Source organism: Winogradskyella immobilis (assembly GCF_021887715.1).
Classification (GTDB): domain Bacteria; phylum Bacteroidota; class Bacteroidia; order Flavobacteriales; family Flavobacteriaceae; genus Winogradskyella; species Winogradskyella immobilis.
On record NZ_JAIQXX010000015.1, the window covers coordinates 16601 to 41140 of the forward strand.

The following is a 24540-nucleotide window of genomic DNA, read 5'->3' on the forward strand; positions in this document are numbered from 1 at the left end:
TGAGCTAACAATAAAAACACTAAAAGTATGCTAAAGTGCCGTTAAAACTTCAGAAGGATCAGCACGCAACTTATAATCTTCTTGTAAATAATCGTAAGAAATTGTACCGTCTTGTTCTATAATATATGTGGCCGCTATAGGCAACTCTTGATTTGTATTGTTTTGATTGGTATCTAAATCAATTCCAAATTTTTTATATAAATTCTGAAGCGTTTCTGGCAATTGAAATACTAAACCCAAATCTTTTGCTGTTTTATTATTAGTGTCTGAAAGCACTTCAAATGATAATTCATTTTTCTCTGCGGTAGACAATGAATTATCTGGGGTTTCTGGACTAATAGCGATTAACTTTGCCCCTTTAGCTTCTATTTCTGGTAAAGCATTTTGAAATGCTTTTAATTCTAAATTGCAATATGGACACCAACCACCTCTATAGAATGTAAGGACTACTCTATTGTCTTTTAGTACTTCGCTTAAATTTACCGTTTTGCCTGTTGCGTTTGGCAAACTAATTTCTGGAATTTTCGCTCCTTTCTTTGTTGCTTTATCTAAAATTGAAGATTGTACTAATTCGTCAATGGCTGATTGCATAGTTTCTTGTGCTATTCCTGGATGACGCAGTTTGCTGCCTTCTGCTAAATCTTTTAATTGTTGTGTAAGTGTCATTTTATATGTAAAAGTTAAAACAATTAGGTCTTGAAAATGCACAAAAGCTTACAATACTAACTCTAGAGATGATTTGTTTCGTAATCATTTTACATTTTAATCATTACGTTTGTATTTAATACATGAATAATCAAATAGAATTACAATATCACGGGTTTATTAACACTCCTTCGCTTTGGGCGAATAATGATATATATGGTTTAAATCAATTTAAATTTGAGAACTATTATAGAAAAATAAATAATCTAAAACAGTTTAATGCCAATAGATTAGGTAAACGTGTCGAGCAGTTTGTGGTTTTTCACCTTAATCTTTTAGAAGATATAAATATTATAGACAAGAATATTCAAATCAAAAAGGATAAGCGAACTATCGGAGAACTAGATTTACTACTTTTAAATAAAAACCAAGCCACTCATATAGAAATTATTTATAAATTCTATTTATATGATACTTCTATAGATTCAAGGAATCAATTAGACAAATGGATTGGTCCAAATAAAAAGGACACTTTAATTTATAAACTCAAAAAATTAAAAGAGAAACAACTTCCATTAATTAATCATCCTAACAGTAAACGATTATTAGAAAACTACTTTGTTTCAGCTAAAAATATTGAACAACATGTATGCTTTAAGGCACAATTATTCATTCCTTATAAAACAAATCAAATTGATATATCACCACTGAATACTTCCTGTATTAAAGGGTTTTATATTCCTTATAGTCAATTAGATCGATTAAAGAATTGCATGTTTTATATTCCTAAGAAATTAGATTGGTTAATAGAGCCGCATCTTAAAGTTGATTGGATGAGTTTTGATGCATCAAAAATTGAAATGAATATGTATATAGGACAATTGCGTTCTCCGCTATGTTGGTTAAGGTCTAAAAACAATACATTGCAAAAATGTTTTGTTACATTTTGGGAAAATTGACACTAATAGTTAAAATATGTTATAAGATCAATGATTAAAAAATACATATCCCCATTTATTAAAAGCTATATTTTAGCTTGGTTAATTGCATTTCTATTAGTAATAAGCAGTGTGTTTTTAAGCTCAATATCATTTACTGAAGCTTTTAAAAATTTTGTTGAATTATTATCTTATTCGCAATTTATAATAGGTGTTCATATATTAAGTGTTGTTTTATTTATACTGTTTTTAATTATTCTGTATTTCAAAGGAGTTTTTAAAACAAAAGGAGTCAAAACTATGGGTAAGCAAATTTTTGTAAAGGTTATGCTACCTATTCTACTTATACTTTTAATTTATAATGCTACAGTATATGTAAACACCAATGAAAACTATAAATTTAAATGGGATTATACGGTTGAAAACAAATCGGGCAATTCTAAAGATTTGTATGTAAAAGACGGGAAGCATCGTGGAATGAGTGTGTTTGGTTGGGGACGTAATTCTAACAAAGGAATAGATACACTTGTAAAAAACAATGTAGAATGGGTTGCTGTAGTTCCTTTTACGTATCAAAAAAACGAAACTACCATAGCTATGACAACTCCTGATGTTATAGGTCAATGGTCTAGAAGAGATTCTATATTTATTAATAGTATAAAAACAATTCATAGTAAAAAAATGCATGTTATGCTTAAACCCCATTTATGGATGAGTGAAGGTTGGCGTTCAAATATTACTTTAAATTCAGATAGTGAATGGGATACTTGGTTTGCTTCCTATAGGTCAAATATGCTTCATTATGCACAAATGGGAGAAAAATATAATGTAGAGTTATTATGTATTGGTACAGAACTAAAAACATCTCTAAAAAAGCAACCAAAGAAATGGTTACAATTAATTAAAGAGATAAAAACCATTTACCACGGAAAATTAACTTACGCATCTAATTGGGATGGAGAATACAAAAATGTTGAATTTTGGAATCAAATGGATTACATAGGAATACAGGCCTATTTTCCACTAACGGAAAATGAAAATCCAAATTTAGAGACTATTATTTCAGGGTGGAATAAACATATTAAAACGTTAGAAAGTTTATCAATAACATATGATAAGCCTATTTTATTTACAGAGGTTGGATATAGAAGTGATGCATCTAGCACTATTAAACCCTGGGAATGGTCTGAGTTTACGAGTGTGTTAACTAAAAAAAAGTCTGATGAAACTCAATTATTGGCCTTTGAAGCTATGTTTAAAACATTATGGGATAAAGAATGGTTTAAAGGCGCTTATATTTGGGAATGGGATAATCGTACGCAACCAGATTCTAAATATATGAGTCTAAATTTTTCACCACGTTATAAACCTGCTCAAAATGTAATAGCAAAATGGTATGGTAAATCTATAAAATGAAGCATCAACATTATGGTATATACAAACCTTATGGGTATTTAAGTCAATTTGTTAATCATCAAAGTAAAAGAAAAAACAAAAAGCTTTTGGGCGAATTAATTGATGGTTCAAATGATTTAATGGCAATTGGACGCTTAGATGAAAAATCTGAAGGGTTACTTTTACTAACTACCGATGGTAAGTTTAGTGCCCATATTCGAAGTGCACAAATAGAAAAAGAATACCATGTTATGGTTGATGGCATACCGACTGATAATGATATAGAAAAACTAAAAAAAGGTGTTGAAATCTCAATAAATGGAAAGCTCTATCAAACTAAACCATGCAAAGTGAAACGCTTGTTAGATACATCACATATTATTAAACGTTTTGTAAGAGACGATAAGCATGGTAATACTTCATGGTTATCTATTACATTAACAGAAGGTAAATTTAGACAAGTACGTAAAATGACGTCTAAAATGGGGTTTCCTACATTACGTTTAGTTAGGGTAAGAGTAGGTAATTATAAATTGGATGACTTAAAACCTGGAGAATATAAAGGTATTAATTCTCAGCTGTCTTACGAGTAATAGTTACTTTTTCGTTTATAAAAACTATAGTTGCTTTAACACCTGTTAATAAATTCCATTCTTTAGAAGATACTGTGCTTCCTTTATCATCAAAAACAATAAACTCAGCAGTATTTGGTCCATGAGTACCTTGGTTAAGGGCTTTTATATCTATTTGGTTTCTGCCGTCTTTTAAATCAATCCTTAAGCGTCTGTAAGAACCTGTAAGTAAAACATTTTCATAAATAAGTTCATCATTTACCGTAACACTTACACGATCACCATCAGGCACCTCATGATCTCTCGCAACTATATTTACAAATTTAGAATCTATTTTATGCTCACCAAGAAATTGATCGCTCATTACACGTCTAATACCTAACCTCTGAGCTTGTTTATTCCAACGTTCTTCAAAGATTTCTCCAGCACTTCGCAACCCATCATTATATGTCATGGAAAATGGACGCTCAGATTCTTTAATAACGTATTTTTTTTTCTCCTTAACTTCTCCAGCGTTTTTTGCTTTGTCTTTATTATCTGCTTTAGGATTTTTCTTAGGTGCTACTTTTATACGATTTGGTGTAGAGTCTTTTTCTTTTTTAGATTTTACAGCAGGAATACGAATTGATTTTTTTTCCTTATCAGGACCTTGAGCATTAAGAGTAAATCCAAATGCTAATGCACAAAAAAGAAATAAAATTCGTTTTAACATACGAGTTAATTTAAATATTTGGTATTGTACTAAAAATGTAACAAAAACTATACCTCATTCAAATTAAACGTATAAAAATTAAAATCCTTTCAAAAAAAAGTTAAAACTTTCCGTTAAAACTTATTCTTAAGCGTCTATTATACTCTTCAAAAAGCCAATCTTTATAATTCTGAGTACTATTCATAATACAATAACAATACTGTTTTATTCGATACGCAATTTCATCTTGTAGTTCTTTTATATGCGCTCTGGCTTCAAAAACGTCTTCAGAATTCTCAACACATAACACCGAATGTTGCTCTATAGAACGTTCTATAACAGTAAATGATTTCTTTCCTGAATTAAGAACATCTTTATATTCTGCTTTTACATCAAAATCTATAGATTTTGATCGTTTAAAACGTTTTTTTAAAGCATCTGGCATTACGTAAACAAAATCACGTTCTAGAGTTTCGTCATCGATTATATTTTCTAAATAATAATCTGGATACCTAAAAATATGTTGCCAATCTACAGGTTGGTCCCATGGTCCAAAACGAGAAATATTATTGCCTAAATCAATAACCTGAAATGTATTTCTATTATTAAAAATACGAGATCCACGTCCTATCATTTGAAAATATAAAGTTAAAGAACGGGTTGCTCTGTTGAGAATTATAGTTTCTACCGAAGGTTCATCAAACCCAGTAGTTAATATACTTACAGATGTTAGTATGGCTCCGGGAGTGGTTTTAAACCATTTTAAGGTGTCTTTACGTTCTTCTTTATTAGCAGTATTGTCAAGATGTTTAACTGCATATCCTGCTCGTCTAAATGTATGATAAACCTCTCTAGACGTATGAATACCATTATTGAAAATTAAAGTTTTCTTTCCTTTAGAAGCATCTTCATAGGCAGTTAACAACTTAGATTGCATTAGACTGTTTGTATATAATGCCTCTGATGATTTTACAGTGTAATCTCCATTAATACCAATCTTTAGTGTTGTTAATCCTACATCATAACTAGAAAGTTCTGCTTTAGCCAAAAACCCGTTTTTAATTAAAGTAGAAATATCATCACCAACAATTAAATGCTTATAATTATCCTTCATTGGTAGTTTTATATTACTACTTAGAGGTGTAGCAGTAACGCCTAGGATAAAACAAGTTTCAAAAAATTTAAATAATTTTCGGAATGAATTATAATGCGCTTCATCAATAATCACTAAACCTATATTATTTAACTCAAAGTCATTTTCTGTTAGCCTGTTATTTAAAGTCTCAACCATAGCCACAAAACATTGGTATTCGTCTTGATCTGGTAAATCTTTTACCTTACTATTAATAACTTTGTTGTTAACATCAAAACCAGAGAGCACATTAGAAGTTTGTTTACACAATTCTATTCTATGTGTTAAAATAACAACCTTTTTATTATGGTCTTGAATATAACGTCTAACGATTTCAGAAAAAATAACGGTTTTTCCACCACCAGTAGGCAATTGATATAACAAGTTGTAATCGTCAGCACTTTCACTCATTACGTCAAAAATTCGATTAAGATCGTTAATCTGATAATCGTATAATCGTTTTTTATTGGCGGAATCCTTTATTATAGAAGTGTCTGAAGACATGTATTTTTATAAATAATTAGAGTTATAATAGACCTCTAAGAAGGCTAATTTCGCAAAAATAGCACATAATAACGGTTTCACTAGCCTCTTGTTAACAACATTTAAAAACTGGTATTGTTTTTGTGATTCTCTTAACATTATTTTAAAAACATCAATTATGAAAACATTCAGACGTAACTCCCCAAGTGTAAATGCAGGCTCTATGGCAGACATTGCTTTTCTATTATTAATCTTCTTTTTAGTAACCACTACAATTTCAGCTGATAAAGGTATTTTAAGGCAATTACCTGAACCTTGTCCTGTTAACGAAAACTGTATTAAACCTGTTAGTGAGCGAAATATTTTAAGGATAATGATGAACGCCAATAATGACATTTTAGTTAATGAAGATCGTATTGAATTATTGCAGTTAAAAGATGTCATTAAAAAATTCATAGATAATAATGGAGATGCGTCTTGCAAATATTGTTCTGGTGAAGGTTTGTTTACAGCATCAGATCGACCAACAAAAGCTGTTATTTCATTATCACATCATGCAGAAACAACTTATGGAGATTATGTTAAGGTTCAAGATGAATTAACTAAAGCGTATTACGAATTGCGTGAAAGATATGCCAAGGATAAGTTTAACAAGTCTCCTTCAGAATTAACAGATGATGAAATAAGAATATTACGTAAAGTCTATCCTTTTAACCTTTCTGAAGCAAACATAAGAGGAAACAACTAGTGTTAACCAGCGTTAATACGGCGTTAAAGTCTGTTAAACCATACTATTTTTCGTAACACTTATGTTTTTCTGTCGTCTCTATAGTATAAATCAATTAAAAATCGAACAATCATGAGAACTTTAAACAACAATCAATTAACGAACAAATTAGAAACGACAAAAGGATTTGCTTGGAACAGCAAAAGACGATGCCGATAAGTATCATAATTTTAAAACAAAGAACTATGAAAGCTTTATCAAAAATCGTCAACACATCTAACAGTTTAGATGATGACCTAGAAACAATTAAAGTATGCTAAGAGACTTTAAATTTTTAAGTTAATAAAAGCCAATACGTAAAACCGTATTGGTTTTTTGTTTATCAAAGGGTTTCTATCTATTTTTATTGCAAATAAAACTGACAATGAAACTCAATACACTTTTACTTCCAGTAGTAATTATTATGTTAACTACAAGTTGCAAACCCGAAGGCCCAAAAACTGAAGAAGAAATTATAGCTATAGCTAAAGATATTCATAAACGTGTTATTACATTAGATACACACTGCGATATTAATGTAGCTAATTTTACAGATTCTATTAATTACACACAACGATTAGAAAACCAAGTCAATCTACCTAAAATGAATGATGGCGGATTAGACGTCGCATGGTTTATTGTATATACAGGACAAGACTCATTAAATGTTGAAGGCTATGCTAATGCTTATGATAATGCCATTTCAAAATTTAATGCTATCCATAAGTTAGTAGAATACATTGCACCAAATGAGATAGAATTGGCAACAAGTTCTGACGATGTAAGACGTATTAATGATGCGGGTAAAAAAATAGCAATGATTGGTATTGAAAATGGTTATCCTGTTGGATTAGACATTAACAATGTTAAAAAATTCTATGATATGGGCGGACGCTATATGTCATTAGCTCATAATGGTCATAGTCAACTAAGTGATAGCAATACTGGTGAAGGAGATGATGTATGGTTACATAATGGGTTAAGTGACTTCGGAAAATTAGTAGTCGCAGAAATGAACCGTGTTGGTATGATGATCGATGTTTCTCATCCTTCTAAAGAAGCTATTAAACAAATGGTAGAATTATCTAAAGCTCCGATTATTGCTTCACATTCATCAGCTAGAGCTTTATGTAATCATAGTAGAAACTTAGATGATGAACAATTAAGTTGGATTAAAGAAAATGGTGGCGTCGTGCAAACTGTTGCGTTTAGAACGTATTTAAATACTGAAAAATCTGAAGCAAGAAATAAGGCTGCAAATGCAATTAGAAATCAAATTGCAGACTCAATGGGTGTTACTTATTATGGACGCCGCGAATTTAGATCTTTAGATAAACAGATTAGAGATTCTATTATTGAAAACGGATATTTATCCAAAATTGAAGATATCGCAGAAGCAAAAGTTGCAACTATGACTGATTTTCCTGCCGATGTTAATGTACAAGATTTTGTAAATCATATTGATTATTTAGTAGAAAAAATGGGTGTTGACCATGTAGGCATTAGTAGTGATTTTGATGGCGGTGGCGGTATTGAAGGCTGGGATGATGCCTCAGAAACCTTAAACGTGACTATAGAATTAGTGCGTCGAGGATATTCTGAAGCAGAAATTGAGCAGCTTTGGTCTGGGAATTTATTACGTGTTTTAGATGAAGTACAGGCTGTGGCTAAACAATTGCAAACGCAATCCTAAGATTCTAATTTATTAAATCATACTAAGCAACAATTATAAAAACAATTGTTGCTTTTTTTTGGTTTAAAACGAATAATGATCAATAAACACATATAATACAACTCATTTACACCCTTTATCAACCCTTTTTCAACCTTAAAACAGTTCTTCTTTTAATAAGCACATGATACATTTGTCTCATAACTTTTAAAAATCAAAAATCATGAAACGAACAGTTCAATTATTTATTCTTTTAATCACTTTAAATACTAGCTTATCTTTTTCCCAAACGAACACTAAAGAAAAGATTATAGATCTTAAAGGAAACTCCACAGAGGAAATTATAACCATTAATGTAGGTGAAAATGTAAAATCATTAGATTTAAATATTAAATGTGAAATTGAGAAAGGGCTTATTTTTATAAAACTTTTAGATCCAAATAGAAAGAAAAAAGATCATTTGTTAGTTATATATCACAATTCTAAACAAAAAAACATCGTTTTTGAATTAGCTAACTCAAAGCTAAAAATATCTGATAATAAGAGACTTGAAATCGATAAAGGTAATTTTTATGATTATATTCCTATAAGTAAAACAAAATTTGCAAATGGAGAAATCAATAAGAAATTTAACTTGCCTACTGAGGGTGATTGGATTATTAAAGTAAAATCAGAAAAAGGAAAAGGAAAAGTTTCTGTGAAAAGCAAAACTAATTAATAGTCTAGATAGCTTTAATCAATTGTTTATATTAAATATGTTTAAAAACATTTATTTATATACTGTATTTGTGTTTTGCTTTAGCTTTTATAGCTCTGCACAATTAGATAAAAATAAAGGCTCTATTATTCAAGGAGAGATTGAATTAGATACCACTATATGGGAATCTAAAGCATACCTCTCCTATATTCCAACATTTGATTATATGTCGGCCATATCCTATGATATGATTGTTTCTGCGACTGAAATAGATAGTTCAGGGCATTTTAGTTTTAATATTAGCTTTTTACCAGAAAGCAATCAGCTATATAGAATACATATTCCTAAGAAGAACACATCTCCAATATCTTTAATTATTGGTGGTAAGGATGAGAATCACATGTTTCTTATTGCAAGCAAAACGTCTAGTATTACAATTAACAATAAAGTTTCAACCTCTTTATTTAATTATATTTCTTTTGTTGATGATGCTACTAACACAGATTTACAACACGTTATACGCATTACTAAAAGTGAAGACGACATCGATTTTAATGCTACGTTGATGCAACGTCAATTAATTAAGGATACTATGATTGCTGAATTAAAAAGTATTGCTGAACAAAATCAAAATCCATTAGTATCACTTTATGCCCTTTATGAAAGTAATTTAGATATTAATAATAAAAATGATAATCAGTTTATAGGTGAATTTTACAAAAAATGGAATTCAGAAGATAGTCCTTATTTCAATACATTTAGAAATACCTACCCTATAAAACAAACAAATAATTATTATTTTATTCTTATAGGCCTTGGACTTGTCTTATTAATTGCAGGCTATGCTTACCAGTTATTCCATAGAAAGAAAAAAGGTTCAATTCATAAAAAACAATTGCAATCGCTTAGTATTCAAGAACGAAAAATACTAGGTTTAATTCAACAAGGTTTATCTAATAAACAAATTTCTGAAGAATGCCACATTGAGTTAAGTACTGTAAAGTCTCATGTTAATAATATCTATTCTAAGCTCAATATTAAATCTCGAAAAGAAGCAATTACAATATCAGTTTAATAAAAAAGCCAGCTAACTGCTGGCTTTTAAGTTCTTATTTATCTCTTGCTGCTTTAAACTCACTGGTGTCATACCATTTCGGGAAGTAATCTTCGTTAGACAATCTTAGACCAACATTATAAAACAACTGTGCATCTAATTGAATACCATCTAATTTTGTAGTTTCAGGATCATACTCATCCAAAGGTTGATGATATCTATTTATTCGATATGTATCGTTTAATTGTTTTATTTCTTCAATGCTATAATCAAACCCTTCGTAAGAACCACTGGCGTATAATGCAGGAATTCCAATCTTAGCAAAGTTAAAATGATCCGACCTATAGAAGTAACCTTTCTCTGCTTCAGGGTCAGGAATGATATAACGACCCTGAGCTTCAGCTTCCGTTTTAGCGTATTCGTCCATTTCAGAATGTCCGAAACCTGTAATGGTTAAATCTTTCATTTTTCCTGGACTAGATAGCGCATCCATATTAATATTAGCAACCGTTTTTTTAGGATCGTATATCGGGTGTTCTGAATAATAACCAGATCCCAATAAACCTTGCTCTTCTGCCGTAACCGCTATGAATACAATAGAACGCTTTGGCTGTTCACCATTTTTAAAGGCTTCTGCAATCCCTAATAAACACGCTGTCCCTGATGCATTATCAACTGCTCCGTTATAGATAGAATCGTTTTGTACGGGTTTTCCAACACCTAAATGATCCCAGTGCCCAGAATAGATAATGTATTCATCTTTACGCTCAGTCCCTGGTAATAATGCCACTACATTTTTAGAAACATCTCTCTTAATTGTATTTGTAATACTTACAGACACTTTCAATCCTAGAGAAAAAGGTTTGAAATTTTTATTACGAGCTAAACCTACATAATCTTTGTTTTCAATAACTGTATTAGAAGCTTCAAACAGTTTTGCAGCACTTTCATTAGAAATCCAACCTTGTACATCTGCAACTGGCGCATCACTTTCTAAATTGAGTTTAGATCCACTCCAACTCGACTCCACTACATTCCAGCCATAAGAAGCGGCTTCTGTTTCGTGAATGATTATCACTCCTGCTGCACCTTGTCTACCTGCTTCTTCATATTTATAAGTCCAACGTCCATAATACGTCATCTCATTGCCTTTAAATAATGTAGAATCGTTAGATTTAAATCCTGGGTCATTAACCAGAACCACAGCCGTTTTTCCTTCCCAGTCGATACCTTCATAATCGTTCCAACCATATTCTGGGGCTACAATGCCATAACCTGCAAATACCAATTCGGAATCTTCAAGACTCACTTGTTCTTCTCTCTTTAATGTGAGTGCGACAAAATCTTTTCCATAATTTAAATCGATAGTCTCAGAAGCTCCAGTAATAGACATCGTTTCAGAAGGTGTTCCGGTAATTTCTACTAACGGGACGTCTTGAAAAAAGCTATCGCCATTACCGGGCTGTAAGCCTAACTTCGAAAATTCTTTTTTAAGATACTCTGTCGTTTTCACTTCCCCTTCAGTAAATGGTTTTCGACCTAAAAAATCATCAGAAGACAATGCTTCTATATGTTTTTGTATCGTTGCTTCACTAACTTCTATAGCTGTATCTTCTACATTCTCATCACATCCTAAAAGGCAAAATCCTAGCAGAGCAATTGCATATACTTTTATATCTTTCATTGTATTAATTTTTTATTAACCCTTGCCCTTCAATCCACGGTGCACCTGCTGCTTTTAAACTGCGCTCAATAGCTGGTAAGGTGTTTACAATATCTTGAAGTTTAGCTTTTACGCCTTGTAATTGTTTTTTAGCACGATTAAAGGATGCTTTTTGATTTCCTGTTGGCCCATAAGTATTGGATAACCCATTAAATACCATACGGTTTCCGTCATTTGGTGTTGGATCAGACCGCTCCCCTATTTCACCCTTAACAGGATGTCCACGTAATTCCTTTTGAACAGCTAATAAACTTAAACGCACATCATTAATTTGTTTTAATAGCGCATCGTTTGGTGCAGTCGTTTTATTCGCAGCACGCTTCATTGCAGCAATACGCTGAATGCTATTAGCCATCATTGAATTAGTAGCCGTTAAATCTTGCTGGAAACTAAATGCATCTTTTCTAAACTGATTAAATTCATCATAAGATTTACGAGGTAAAGCACCATCATACATAGGCTTAACATTAAACTCTTTAGGCCCTTGCAATGTTGATGTTACGCCATCTACACGTTTTACTAAAGTTACGCTATACGTTCCTGGTGTTGCCATAATAAAACCGCCACCAATACCATCACCGCGTCCGTTTAAACGTTCGCCATTTTTATTAGGGTGATTTAAACCCCAACTTACACGGTTAAACCCTTTTCGGTTTGTACCTCTAACCGTGTTAACCACATTACCAGAAGCATCTTTTACAATTAACAAAATATGTGGCCCATCTTGATTATTTTCAGTTTCAAGGGCATCCCAACCTGGGAAATCAGTATTGGTTTTTTCACGTGTTTTACGCTCTCCCTTTAACGATTTAACACTGCTAGCCATAAAATAAGTAAACGTTGCTCCAAACGCTGGATTAGGCGCTATATATTCAGCATCACCTTGACTACCAACACGAGTCGAAGGGCGATACCATAAAGCATCTTTAATGTCAAATAGAGTGGCTTCTGCTTTTAACATAGAAGCATCAAAATTTCTCAAAGGCGAAATGTCATCTAAAATAAAGAAGCCTCTACCAAATGATGCACCTACCAAATCGTTTTCTCTTCGCTGAATGGTAATATCTCTAAATGCAATGGTTGGTACTCCGCCTGTTAATTTCACCCAATTAGTTCCGCTATTATATGTAAAATAAATACCATATTCTGTAGCTGCAAACATCAAATCTTTATTGATATGATCTTGTACTAAACGCCAAACTAATAAACGTTCTGGTAAATCACCATTGATAAGTTTCCAGCTTTTCCCTTTATCTGTACTTTTAATAACATACGGTTTATAATCCCCATATTTATGATTATCAACAGCAGCATATACCACATTAGCATCAAATAAATCGGCACGAACATCATTTACAAAAGGAACATCTCCTAACCCTTTTATAGTTGCTAGATTAAATTTTCTCCAAGTTTGCCCACCATTTTCAGTGACCTGTATTTGTCCATCATCTGTTCCTGCATAGACTAAACCTTCTTGTTTAGGGGATTCTGCTAAAGAAGTAATGGTATTATAATTAGACATTGCGCCGATGTCCCAAGCATTATCCCAACTCTGTTGTTTACCAAACATTGGCAAAGTAATACGATCTTGATTCAACGTTAAATCCTTAGATATAGGTGTCCAATCATCACCACGGTTTTCAGATCTCCACACACGTTGTGAAGCAAAATATAAGCGCTTTGGATTATGAGGACTTACCAAAATAGGTGCATCCCAATTAAAACGCTCAAAAGGCTCTCCTTCTCTAGCTTGTGGCTGAATAAATACCGTTTCTTTGGTTGTTTGATCAATACGCCATAATGCTCCTTGTTGGAATTCGCCGTATGTAATGTCTGGGTTTCCAGGTTCTACAGCAGATTGATGACCATCTGCACCAAGTGTTTTCCACCAATCAGAACTCGCAATACCGTCTGAACTTGTTGTTCTCGATGGCCCACCGTGAGAACCATTATCTTGTGTCCCCGCATAAATTTTATAGAATGGCTCAGAATCATCAACTCCTAATTTAAAGTATTGCGTGATCGGTAAATTTCTAATGAATTTCCAACTCTTTGTCAAATCAAAACTTTCGTATAAACCACCATCTGTTCCAAATAACACATAATTAGGGTCTGAAGATTTAAATGCCATGGCATGACTGTCAACGTGTTTATTACGCTCATTCATTGTATAAAATGTTTTTCCGTGGTCATCAGAAATTAATACGCGATTATTCATTAAGAATAACTTTCCTTCGTGATGTGGTGACGCATATAGTTCTTGGTAATAATGTGGTCCTGTACCACCAGAAACTGCATCCGATTGCTTCGTCCACGATTCTCCACGGTTAGAAGACATAAAAACACCACCTGTTTTACGATCTAATTCAATAGCTGCATAAATCACATCAGGATTAAATGGCGACATTGCCAATCCTATTTTACCTTTATTAGATCCAGGTATTCCTTTTTTAAGTTCTATCCATGTTTCTCCGCCATCGTTACTTTTATGTATTCCAGTTCCTGGGCCACCTCCTAAATAAGCAGCTACAGTACGTTGACGTTGCCAAGTTGCAGCGTATAATACATCTGGGTTACGAGGATCTATCAATAAATCGGTAGCACCAACCCATTCGGCATCACCAAGCGTTCTATTCCAAGTTTTACCACCGTCGACTGTTTTATAAACACCGCGTTCTCCTCCACTCGTCCATAACGGTCCTTGAGAAACTGCCCAAACAATATCTGAATTTTCTGGGTGCACAATAATCTTAGATAAATGCTCAGAATTCTTCAATCCCATATTTTTCCATGAAGCACCATCATCGTGACTTACATAAATACCATCACCAAAAGCAACGTGACGTCCACCAACATTTTCTCCTGTTCCTACCCAAATAGTATGTGTGTTATTAGGATCGATGGTAATACAACCTATGGAATACGATTTTTGATTATCGAAAATAGGCTTCCAAGTCGTTCCTGAATTGACTGTCTTCCAGACACCACCAGAACCTACAGCGACATACCATACATTTTCGTTTTCAGGATGAATGGCAATGTCTGCAATTCTACCTGAAGTAAACGCTGGCCCGATATTACGTAGTTTAAGACCGCTAAAAGTACCTGCATCAACATTTTGAGCATAAGATGTTAGTGTCATTCCTAAGATACATAGCCATAGAAATGTCATTTTGAAGATTGATTTCATTGTAAAAATTATATTAATTGGTAATTGAAAAGTTAGAAGAAGCAAGGTAATGAATATAGTGTAAAACTTATGTTAAAAGAGATTAACAGTTAAGATTGCATATTAAGCAAGAGAAAGTTTAAAAATGGTATTTCTACTTCTATTAATTGCCTATATTTATTCTCAAAAAGTAGAGATTAATACATATGAAAACTTTAGGTTTAATTGGTGGTACATCTTGGCATTCTACCATTGAATATTACAAATACATCAATCAAGAGGTCAATGATTTCTTTGGTGACAATACCAATCCACCACTATTGCTTTACACATTAAATCAGTCAGCAATTCATAAATATCAAACCGAAAATAATTGGGAAGCCATTGCTGAACTTATACTAAAGGCTGCAAATAGTTTAATTGCTGCTGGTGCTGAACAATTAATGCTTTGTGCAAATACACCACACAAAGTCTACCCTATAGTATTGCAAGAAATTAATATCCCTATACTTCATATTGCAGATGCGACTGCTGAAGCGATTAATAATATGAATATTAATAAAGTTTGTTTTTTAGGCACTAAATATACGATGACAGAACCTTTTGTAAGCAATCGTATAGCAGATCATAATATAGATGTGCTTCTACCAGAAACAGAAAAACAAATCAATGAATTACACCGTATTATACAACAAGAACTAACTTACGGAAAAATAATAGAGAAATCTAAAACTTATGTATTAGATGTAATTCAATCTTTAGTTGAATTAGGTGCCGAAGGTGTTGTACTTGGTTGTACTGAATTTCCGTTAATGATTAATGCAAGTGATTTGAAAATTCCAATTTTCAATACAACATTAATCCATGCAAAAGCGGGAACAAATTTTATTTTGAGAAATTATAAAAAATAATAAATGAATAAAATAATATACATAGTATTAGTAGTAGTTGTTTTAAACAGTTCATCTTATCAAGCTTTTTCACAAAGTGATGAACTGATTGAATTAAAAATTAAACCTTCTATTACAGATGCTACAATAAAAAATACGGATGTAGCACATTTCATAATGTATGATAATTCTAATCCACAAGGAAAATTACTATTGTTTTTACCAGGAACTAACGGCATTCCTGAAAAAGGCCCAAAAGCTTTTTTTAAAACTGCTATTAAACAAGGATATCGGGTTATTAATTTATCATATATTAATAAACAGGCTGTTGCTCGTATTTGCAAAGGCGAAAATTTAGCTAATGATTCAGATTGTACTAAAAAATTTAGGGAACGTAGAATTTTTGGTAATGTTTCTATGCCATTAATCCCTGATGAACCACAAGATGCAATAGTTAATCGACTTGCTAAATTATTAATTCATCTTAATGAAACTGATAAAAAAAGCAATTGGGATATTTATCTTAATAATGATAAACCAAACTGGAATATGATTACTGTTGCTGGTCAATCTCAAGGTGGTGGCATGGCTGCTTTTATAGCAAAGCAAGAACTTGTAAACAGAATCATTACTTTTTCTGGAGGTTGGGATTATTCTGAAGTTAAAAAAATAGCAAAATGGTATTACAATAAAAGTATTACGCCTGCTGAAAAATGGTTTGGTTTTTATCACACATTAGAACCAAATGCTAAGCCTATAGCCGAGTCATATGAAGCGATGGGTATTCCAAATACGCAAACCTATTCTTTAAGTCTTAAAGTGCGTGAAGGAAGACGAGCACATGGAGAAGGAATTAGAAACACTATTTATATTGATAAATGGATTGAAGCTCTAGGAGATGGGAATTTATAATATTAAGCAAATTAAAACATCGAAATAATGATTAAAAAACATTGTATATATCTGTTATTGGTATTTCTGATTTTAAGTTGTGCAAAACAAAAAACTGAACCTAAGAAAAAACCTAATGTCTTATTTGTTTCTATTGATGATTTACGTCCTAGTTTAGGTGTATATGGAGATACAATAGTTCATAGTCCTAACATCGATCAATTAGCATCAGAAGGCATCACTTTTAGACAAACTTTTGCACAATCTGCGGTTTGCGCACCTTCAAGAGCAAGTTTAATGACAGGCTTAAGACCAGATTCTACACGTGTGTGGCATTTAGGTGATAAGTTTAGAGAGATTAACCCTAATACTGTAACCATGCCGCAGTATTTTTCAAAGCATGGCTACTATACAGTTAATTTGGGGAAAATATTCCATAATTATATGCCTGATTCCATTTCTTGGGATGAGCCTGATTTAAGACCGTCAAGATATCTAAAACCAGATTGGATTGGTCGTGATGGTGAAACCTTTTACATTAGTGAAGAGGTTGCTAAATCACAAGAAATAAAACGCGATTCTTTACTAAAATTACGTCCTATACGTTATGCAGACGGTTGGAATACAGGACCTGCTTGGGAAGCTGCCGATGTACATGACACTATGTATTACGACGGAGCTCAGAACAAACTTACAAAAAATGTATTGACGCGTTTGGCTAAAATGGATCAGCCTTTTTATATGGGTTTAGGTTTCTTTAGGCCACATTTACCATTTACTGCGCCTAAAAAATATTGGGATCTTTATGATAAAAACAAAATCCCTTTAGCTAGCAATCCTAAAATTCCTAAAGATGCACCTATTCATTCTATGAATTCGATGTATGAGTTAAGGCATTATGATGGTTTTAATCATATTGGTCATCCTACATCAGCATTTGTAATGCCAGAAGATACAGCACGCACTTTAAGGCAAGGATATTACGCAAGTGTAAGTTATGTAGATAAATTGCTTGGTGATCTTGTGAATCACATGAAAGATATTGGTATTTATGACAATACAATCATTATCGTTTGGGGAGATCATGGTTGGAAACTAGGTGATCATAACAGTTGGGGTAAAATGACTAATTACAATATTGATTTAAAAGTGCCTTTGATTATAAGATATCCTGATCAAATTAATAGAGGTACACAAACTCATGCATTTACAGAACTGGTTGATATATTTCCTTCATTATGCGAATTGGCAAATATTCCTGTGCCCGACTATATGCAAGGTACTAGTTTTGTTCCGCTTATTGAAAACCCTAAGCGCAAATGGAAAAAAGCTGCTTTTAGTCAGTTTCATAGGCGCCCAAGAGTATCTGCTGATGGAAAACGTTATATGGGATATTCTATCAATACTCAAGAGTATCATTATATTGAATGGTATGGTTGGGATCCTAAAAAAGGTGAACGTGGTGAATATAAAACAGCCGAACTTTATGATGCCATTAACGACCCTACTGAAACGGTAAATATTGTTCAGGATGAAAAATATAAAGTAGCTATAGAAACGCTTTCAAAACAACTAAATGAAGGTTGGCGTAATGCTAAACCTAGCTTATAATTCTGTTGGTATTGATTTTACACATCTAAACCCCGTATGACTTAAACCTGTATCTGGTGTTGAGCTCATGCGATTATAAGTCTGATAACCTGAGCAATAATCATCATTACATAAAAAAGAGCCACCTTTCATAACTCTTTCAGAAGTGTTATTGTAATTATCTTGACACCATTCCCAAACGTTTCCTGCCATATCATACAATCCATAGTTATTTGGAGGAAATGATTTTACAGGTGCCGAAGTCAAATACCCATCATTCATATTATTTATATGAGGAAACAAACCCTGCCAAAAATTGGCTTTAGGTTTTCCTTTGTTAATGTCTTCATTTCCCCAAGGATAAAGTGCATTATCAATACCACCGCGCGCAGCCCATTCCCACTCTTGTTCTGTAGGCAAACGTTTTCCAACCCATTTTGCATAAGCAGTAGCATCTTCCCAAGCAATATGTATTACAGGATGATTGTCTTTACCCTTTAAATTATCTTCAGGTCCGTTAGGGTGTTTCCAATTAGCACCTAAGGTAAACTTCCACCATATCGTTGGGTCATTCAAGGGCACTAAGGTTTTAGTTTGCTGAAAAACTAGCGACCCTGGTTGTAATAAACTATCTGCTGGTTTTGGGGTGCCTTTAGGTAAATCTTTAGAAAGTTCTTCCCAAATAATTGGTCGTTCAGCTATGGTTATATACCCTGTTGCTTCAACAAAACGAGAGAATTGCGCATTAGTAACTTCAGTTTCATCCATAAAAAATGCATTAATGGAAGATGGTTTATTCGGAATATAAATCATCCCTTCTGAAATAGTCTCTTTGGAATCAGAAACACATCCTAAATATAAAACGGATATGAATACTACTAATTTAACACGCATTGAATACTAAAATTAATACGCTAACAAATCCATTAAAGCATCTTCAAAGCGGCTTTTAGCTAAATATTGATCTTCTAATTGATTAATAAATGGAATAGGTGTTTCTAAACTAGCAACACGCTTTACAGGCGCGTCTAAATATTCAAAACAGTCTTCCATTAGCATTGCAGAAATATCTGATGCAATACCACCAAACATAGAATCTTCTTGTAAGATAATAGCTTTTCCAGTTTTTTTAACAGACGTAAGAATAGCATCTTTATCTAAAGGTTGAAGTGAACGTAAATCTATAAGATCTGCTTGTATACTTGGATTATTATCTAGAGTTTCTAAAGCCCAATGCACTGCGGCACCATAAGTAATAATAGAAATTGCATTTCCCTCTTTTAAAATCGAAGCTTTACCAAAAGGCAAAGTATAATAATCTGTTGGTACTTCTTGACGAATACTACGATATAAAGCTTTGTGTTCAAAAAAGAGCACAGGATTAGGATCTTCAATTGCAGTAGCCAATAAGCCTTTAGCGTCGTAAGGAAATGCAGGATATATCACTTTTAAACCAGGCGTTTTAGTAAACCATGCTTCGTTAGTTTGTGAGTGAAACGGACCTGCTGCAACTCCTGCGCCACATGGCATACGAACGACAACATCAGCATTCTGACTCCACCTATAATGTGATTTTGCTAAATAATTTACAATAGGATTAAATCCAGAACTCACAAAATCAGCAAATTGCATTTCTACAATGGCTTTCATTCCGGCAATAGACAAACCCATTCCTGCCTCAATGATGGCAGATTCGCAAATAGGTGTATTACGAACACGCTCTTTTCCAAAAGCTTCTACAAACCCTTCAGTAATTTTAAATACACCGCCATATTCTGCAATATCTTGCCCCATAATCACTAAATTATCATGGCGCTCCATCGCTTGTTTTAAGCCTTCAGAAATAGCATCTATTAAACGGATTTCTTTTGTTTTATTATTACCTTTAACTTCTTGATAGTTAAAGTTTTTATATACGTCACCTAATTCAATGGTTTTATCAGGAACAATAGTGCTTTCTGCATAAGCAGAGGTTAATCCATCTTCAATATCTGCTTTAATAGCATTTATATAATTAGTATTTGTAGCGTCATCTAAAATACCATTGTCAAAAAGGTAAGTTTTAAAATTATCGATAGGGTCTTTAGCTTCCCATGCCGACATTAAATCTTTTGGAACATACTTGGTGCCACTAGCCTCTTCATGACCACGACGTCTAAAGGTTTTAAACTCTAGCAATACAGGGCGCGGTTTCTTTCTTATGCTTTCTGCTAGTTTACTAACTTTATTGTAGACTTCAACACTATTATTACCATCTATAATATGAGATTCCATACCATAGCCTTTACCTCTATCTGCTAAATGCTTGCAGAAATATTGTTCTGACGTAGGTGTAGACAACCCATAGCCATTATTTTCAATACAAAAAATTACAGGCAATTGCCAAACAGAAGCCACATTTAAGGCTTCGTGGAAATCTCCTTCACTCGTACCGCCTTCTCCAGTGAATACAGCGGTTACTTTATTATTTTTCTTTAATAGATTCGCTAAAGCTATACCGTCAGCAACACCTAATTGTGGCCCTAAATGCGAGATCATTCCAACAATATTATACTCTTGAGTACCAAAATGAAATGAGCGATCTCTACCTTTAGTGAATCCACTAGCTTTACCTTGCCATTGCGCAAATAAACGAGACAAAGGAATCGCTCTCGTTGTAAACACGCCTAAATTACGATGCATCGGTAAAATATATTCATCATCATGCAAAGCCATAGTAACTCCTACTGAAATAGCTTCTTGTCCAATACCAGAAAACCACTTGGATATTTTTCCTTGACGTAAGAGAATAAGCATCTTCTCCTCTATCAACCTTGGTCTAAGCATATTGTAATACAATTGCAATAGAAGTTCATCGTTAAGATTTGCTCTGTTATACGTAATGCTTAACTCTTTTTTTGCCGCCATGAAACATAATTTCTTTAATATTTCAAATGTAAATAAATTTGGAACAAATATGCGGTATAAGCCTTCTATTTTAAGTCGATTAATAGCACTTTAGTTTGTGTCTATTTTTGTTACATTTGTATAATAACGCATATTTTAAATTATATATCATGGAAAGAATTCCTAGTGTAGATCTTAAAGATTTTTTATCTGATGACCCAGATAGAAAGCAAAAATTTATAAATGATATAGGCAAAGCCTATGAAGACATTGGTTTTGTTGCTCTTAAAGGCCATTTTTTAGACGATGAATTGGTAGATAATTTATACAGTGAAGTCAAAAATTTCTTCGATCTTCCGATTGATGTTAAAGAAAGTTATGAAATTCCTGGTATAGGTGGACAACGTGGTTATGTTTCTTTTGGTAAAGAGAGTGCTAAAGGAAAAAAAGAAGGTGATTTAAAAGAATTTTGGCATTTTGGGCAATATGTAGAAGATGATGAAGAACGAAAAAAAGAATATCCAGATAATATTGAAGTAAAAGAGCTGAAACACTTTAATGCTATAGGGAAACAAACCTATAAAATGCTTGAAAAAACAGCTAAATATGTTTTAAGAGCGTTAGCGTTACATCTCAATATTGAAGAAACCTATTTCGATAATTACATCCATAACGGTAATTCTATATTAAGACCTATACATTATCCTCCAATAATACAAGAGCCTAAAAATGCCGTTAGAGCTGCTGCTCACGGCGACATAAACCTTATTACCTTATTAATGGGCGCTCAAGGACGCGGATTACAAGTACAAAACCACGATGGAGAATGGCTTGATGCCATTGCTGAACCCGATGAATTAATGATTAACGTTGGCGATATGTTATCTCGCCACACCAATAATAAATTAAAGTCTACGATTCATCGCGTGGTAAATCCACCAAGAGAATTATGGGGAACATCTCGGTATTCCATTCCGTTCTTTATGCACCCTATAAGTGAAATGAAACTTAATGTATTAGACAACTGTATCGATGAGAATCATCCAAAGCAGTATGAAGACATTACTGCTGGGGAGTTTTTAAATCAACGTTTAATTGAATTAGGATTGAAAAAATAGTGTACAGTATGCAGTCTCAGTAAACAAATAGATTGTTTATCTGTCTTCTGAAAACTGCTACTGAAAACTGTAAGCTAGAAACAATGGATTTACAAGATCAATTAAAAAATTTATTTCCAGATCATACACCTGAAGAATCAACTGAAACATCAGAATCTAATTCTAAAAAGCTTTGGTTGCAAGACGATCCTATTATCTGTAAGTACGAAAAACGAAAAGGGAAGCCTATTACTATTTTAGAAGGCTATACTGGTGCTACTGAAGATTTTAAGGCATTAGCCAAAACACTAAAAACAAAGCTTAGTGTTGGTGGTAGCTTTAAAGACGATAAGATTATTATTCAAGGAGATTATAGAAATCAGATCATGGAAATGTTAAAAGTTATGGGATTTAATGTAAAGCGAGTTGGAGGTTAATTACTATGACTAAAAGGATTTTGCATATTACAAATGGTGATGCTTTAACAGATTATTTAAGAGAATTAAACTATACACACGATATTTTAACGTGGCGAGAAATGTTGTGTGAAGGTCCAACAATTCCTGCCATTAATGAAGAGTTTTTCTCTATCCGACGTCAATTTTTAACAAATCAATACAATATTAAAACCGATCGGTATAATTTAGATAAAGATTTAAAAATCTTAGAACAAGCCGATCAATACACTGAGATTATTTTATGGTTTGAATATGATTTGTTCTGCCATATAAACATGATTGGTGTTATTAACCTATTACATCAAAAAGAAATCAACAAACCATTATATTTAGTGTGTAGCGGTCGTGTTAAAGGTGAAAAAAGTTTGAAAGGTTTGGGAGAACTTAATCCAGATCAACTCGATCAGCATTATAAAAACAAGGTGCAAATAACAGAAAAAGATAAAGCCTTAGCTATTGCCCTATGGAGAACTTACTGTGGCAAAGATCACAATATATTAAAACCATATATTACTAAAAATTCATCTTTTAAGTATTTAAGCAATTGCTTAAAAGCCCACTTAAAACGTTTCCCTAATCAAAAAACAGGACTTAGTATTATAGAAGAAAACATCTTAAAGATTATAAAAGATCAAGACATAAAATCTAAACATCATTTGTTAGGATATTGCTTAAGCCATCAAGGGTTTTATGGTTTTGGAGATACACAGTTTAAAAGAATTATAGATAAACTTAACCCGTTTTTCACTATTGAAAATACAAGTTTAAAACTTAATAGAAAAGGACATGAAGCGCTTTTAGGACATCATAATTTTGCTTTAGAAGTTAATAATGATATGGCTTTTGGTGGGCTTTCTCGTTTAGATTATCAATTTAGTGATGCCGAAAACAAACTTATAAAAACAGTTTTCAATGCCAATTAAAGATTCAGAATTAATACTAAACTCCGATGGCAGTATTTATCATTTAAATTTAAGGCCAAAAGATATCGCAGACACCATTATTACTGTTGGTGATCCAGATCGTGTAGATAGTGTTACTAAATATTTTGATTCTATACGTTTTAGGACTAAAAAACGCGAATTCCATACACAAACAGGTACATATAAAAATAAACCCATTACTGTTATTTCCACAGGTATTGGAACCGATAATATAGACATTGTTTTTAATGAACTTGATGCCTTAGTGAACATTGATTTAAAAACACGTACAATTAAACCTCAATTAAAATCACTAGATATTATTAGAATCGGTACTTCAGGCTCTATACAAAAAGCTGTTCCTATTGATTCTTTTTTAATTAGTGAGTATGCGGTAGGTTTTGATAGTTTATTACATTTTTATAATAGCGGAGCAATTCAACAAAAGGATATTGCACAAGCAATTATAGAACAAACGGAATGGTATACAGATAAGTCTAGTCCGTATGTTGTAGCTTGCGATGCACAATTGTATTCAAAATTAAGCTCAGATAAAACTTATAAAGGATTTACAGCTACAAATGCCGGGTTTTATGGTCCTCAAGGTCGTGTTCTTCGCTTATCTGTTCAAGATAATAAGCTAAACGATAAATTGACACGTTTCAATTATAATGGAATTTCCATCACTAATTTAGAGATGGAAACAGCTGGCATTTATGGTTTATCAAAATTACTAGGTCATCGTGCTTTATCTATGAATGCTATTATTGCCAATAGAGCTACAGGTCAATTTAGTACTCGACCTCTTGATGTTGTAGATCATTTAATACGCTATACATTAAATAAATTAGTAGAATAACCCAAATTT

21 protein-coding genes are annotated in these 24540 nt (G+C 32.8%); 14 read left to right on the forward strand and 7 right to left on the reverse strand.

Annotation, left to right across the window (positions count from 1 at the left end; genetic code table 11):
- Positions 1 to 30: 30 nt before the first annotated feature.
- On the reverse strand, positions 31 to 666 hold the full coding sequence (locus K8Z87_RS10780) for a peroxiredoxin-like family protein (protein WP_227477571.1): 636 nt from the start codon (positions 664 to 666) through the stop codon (positions 31 to 33).
- Positions 667 to 788: 122 nt separating this feature from the next.
- Here K8Z87_RS10780 and K8Z87_RS10785 point away from each other — a divergent pair, with 122 nt between their 5' ends.
- Genes K8Z87_RS10785 through K8Z87_RS10795 form a run of 3 tightly spaced genes read left to right on the forward strand, consistent with a single transcriptional unit; the run spans position 789 to position 3571 of the window.
- Positions 789 to 1604 (forward strand): DUF1853 family protein, encoded by an 816-nt coding sequence (locus K8Z87_RS10785; protein WP_227477572.1) that lies wholly within the window; start codon positions 789 to 791, stop codon positions 1602 to 1604.
- Between the two features lie 30 nt (positions 1605 to 1634).
- The gene (locus K8Z87_RS10790) at positions 1635 to 2999 is read left to right on the forward strand and encodes a glycoside hydrolase family 113 (RefSeq protein WP_227477573.1); all 1365 of its coding nucleotides are present in this window, start codon (positions 1635 to 1637) and stop codon (positions 2997 to 2999) included.
- Positions 2996 to 3571, forward strand: a complete 576-nt coding sequence (locus K8Z87_RS10795; RefSeq protein WP_227477574.1) for a pseudouridine synthase — start codon at positions 2996 to 2998, stop codon at positions 3569 to 3571. Before K8Z87_RS10790 ends, K8Z87_RS10795 begins: the two co-directional genes overlap by 4 nt.
- Here the strand turns inward: K8Z87_RS10795 and K8Z87_RS10800 are convergent.
- The gene (locus K8Z87_RS10800; protein WP_227477575.1) at positions 3546 to 4262 is read right to left on the reverse strand and encodes a hypothetical protein; all 717 of its coding nucleotides are present in this window, start codon (positions 4260 to 4262) and stop codon (positions 3546 to 3548) included. The two genes, K8Z87_RS10795 and K8Z87_RS10800, sit on opposite strands and share 26 nt — an antisense overlap.
- Positions 4263 to 4362: 100 nt before the next feature.
- Positions 4363 to 5877, reverse strand: coding sequence for a DEAD/DEAH box helicase (locus tag K8Z87_RS10805; RefSeq protein ID WP_227477576.1), 1515 nt, complete (start codon positions 5875 to 5877; stop codon positions 4363 to 4365).
- A gap of 157 nt (positions 5878 to 6034) precedes the next feature.
- Between K8Z87_RS10805 and K8Z87_RS10810 the strand changes: the two genes are divergently transcribed.
- The 4 genes from K8Z87_RS10810 (at position 6035) to K8Z87_RS10825 (ending at position 10066) form a co-directional block, all read left to right on the forward strand.
- On the forward strand, positions 6035 to 6604 hold the full coding sequence (locus K8Z87_RS10810) for an ExbD/TolR family protein (protein WP_227477577.1): 570 nt from the start codon (positions 6035 to 6037) through the stop codon (positions 6602 to 6604).
- 403 nt (positions 6605 to 7007) lie between these two features.
- The gene (locus K8Z87_RS10815; RefSeq protein WP_227477578.1) at positions 7008 to 8315 is read left to right on the forward strand and encodes a dipeptidase; all 1308 of its coding nucleotides are present in this window, start codon (positions 7008 to 7010) and stop codon (positions 8313 to 8315) included.
- Between the two features lie 202 nt (positions 8316 to 8517).
- Entirely contained in the window at positions 8518 to 9012 is a 495-nt protein-coding gene (locus K8Z87_RS10820; RefSeq protein ID WP_227477579.1) for a hypothetical protein, read from the forward strand.
- Between the two features lie 37 nt (positions 9013 to 9049).
- Complete coding sequence (locus K8Z87_RS10825; protein WP_227477580.1) at positions 9050 to 10066, forward strand: helix-turn-helix domain-containing protein; 1017 nt, start codon at positions 9050 to 9052, stop codon at positions 10064 to 10066.
- Between the two features lie 34 nt (positions 10067 to 10100).
- On the opposite strand, the gene K8Z87_RS10830 is transcribed toward K8Z87_RS10825, so the two are convergent.
- Positions 10101 to 11729: a M28 family metallopeptidase gene (locus K8Z87_RS10830; protein WP_227477581.1), complete on the reverse strand. Its 1629-nt coding sequence runs from the start codon at positions 11727 to 11729 to the stop codon at positions 10101 to 10103.
- Between the two features lie 4 nt (positions 11730 to 11733).
- A complete protein-coding gene (locus K8Z87_RS10835; protein WP_227477582.1) occupies positions 11734 to 14958 on the reverse strand; it encodes a WD40/YVTN/BNR-like repeat-containing protein in 3225 nt (1074 codons plus the stop codon).
- Between the two features lie 185 nt (positions 14959 to 15143).
- On the opposite strand from K8Z87_RS10835, the gene K8Z87_RS10840 reads away from it, so the two are divergent.
- The 3 genes from K8Z87_RS10840 to K8Z87_RS10850 are packed head-to-tail and all read left to right on the forward strand — an operon-like array spanning position 15144 to position 18329.
- Complete coding sequence (locus K8Z87_RS10840; RefSeq protein WP_227477583.1) at positions 15144 to 15848, forward strand: aspartate/glutamate racemase family protein; 705 nt, start codon at positions 15144 to 15146, stop codon at positions 15846 to 15848.
- Positions 15849 to 15851: 3 nt separating this feature from the next.
- Positions 15852 to 16739 (forward strand): BPSS1187 family protein, encoded by an 888-nt coding sequence (locus K8Z87_RS10845; protein WP_227477584.1) that lies wholly within the window; start codon positions 15852 to 15854, stop codon positions 16737 to 16739.
- A 27-nt stretch (positions 16740 to 16766) separates the two neighbouring features.
- Complete coding sequence (locus tag K8Z87_RS10850) at positions 16767 to 18329, forward strand: sulfatase (RefSeq protein ID WP_227477585.1); 1563 nt, start codon at positions 16767 to 16769, stop codon at positions 18327 to 18329.
- Here K8Z87_RS10850 and K8Z87_RS10855 read toward each other — a convergent pair.
- Both K8Z87_RS10855 and K8Z87_RS10860 read right to left on the reverse strand, forming a co-directional pair.
- Positions 18324 to 19202 (reverse strand): formylglycine-generating enzyme family protein, encoded by an 879-nt coding sequence (locus K8Z87_RS10855; protein WP_227477586.1) that lies wholly within the window; start codon positions 19200 to 19202, stop codon positions 18324 to 18326. The two genes, K8Z87_RS10850 and K8Z87_RS10855, sit on opposite strands and share 6 nt — an antisense overlap.
- A gap of 12 nt (positions 19203 to 19214) precedes the next feature.
- Positions 19215 to 21215 carry an alpha-ketoacid dehydrogenase subunit alpha/beta gene (locus K8Z87_RS10860; protein ID WP_227477587.1) on the reverse strand — a complete coding sequence of 667 codons (2001 nt, stop codon included), beginning with the start codon at positions 21213 to 21215 and terminating at the stop codon, positions 19215 to 19217.
- Positions 21216 to 21364: 149 nt separating this feature from the next.
- Here K8Z87_RS10860 and K8Z87_RS10865 point away from each other — a divergent pair, with 149 nt between their 5' ends.
- From K8Z87_RS10865 to K8Z87_RS10880, 4 genes are all read left to right on the forward strand, one after another.
- Positions 21365 to 22312 (forward strand): isopenicillin N synthase family dioxygenase, encoded by a 948-nt coding sequence (locus K8Z87_RS10865; protein ID WP_227477588.1) that lies wholly within the window; start codon positions 21365 to 21367, stop codon positions 22310 to 22312.
- Between the two features lie 83 nt (positions 22313 to 22395).
- Positions 22396 to 22728: a translation initiation factor gene (locus tag K8Z87_RS10870; protein ID WP_227477589.1), complete on the forward strand. Its 333-nt coding sequence runs from the start codon at positions 22396 to 22398 to the stop codon at positions 22726 to 22728.
- Between the two features lie 5 nt (positions 22729 to 22733).
- Positions 22734 to 23672 (forward strand): DUF1835 domain-containing protein, encoded by a 939-nt coding sequence (locus tag K8Z87_RS10875; protein WP_227477590.1) that lies wholly within the window; start codon positions 22734 to 22736, stop codon positions 23670 to 23672.
- Positions 23662 to 24531: a nucleoside phosphorylase gene (locus K8Z87_RS10880; RefSeq protein ID WP_227477591.1), complete on the forward strand. Its 870-nt coding sequence runs from the start codon at positions 23662 to 23664 to the stop codon at positions 24529 to 24531. Before K8Z87_RS10875 ends, K8Z87_RS10880 begins: the two co-directional genes overlap by 11 nt.
- Positions 24532 to 24540 lie beyond the last annotated feature (9 nt).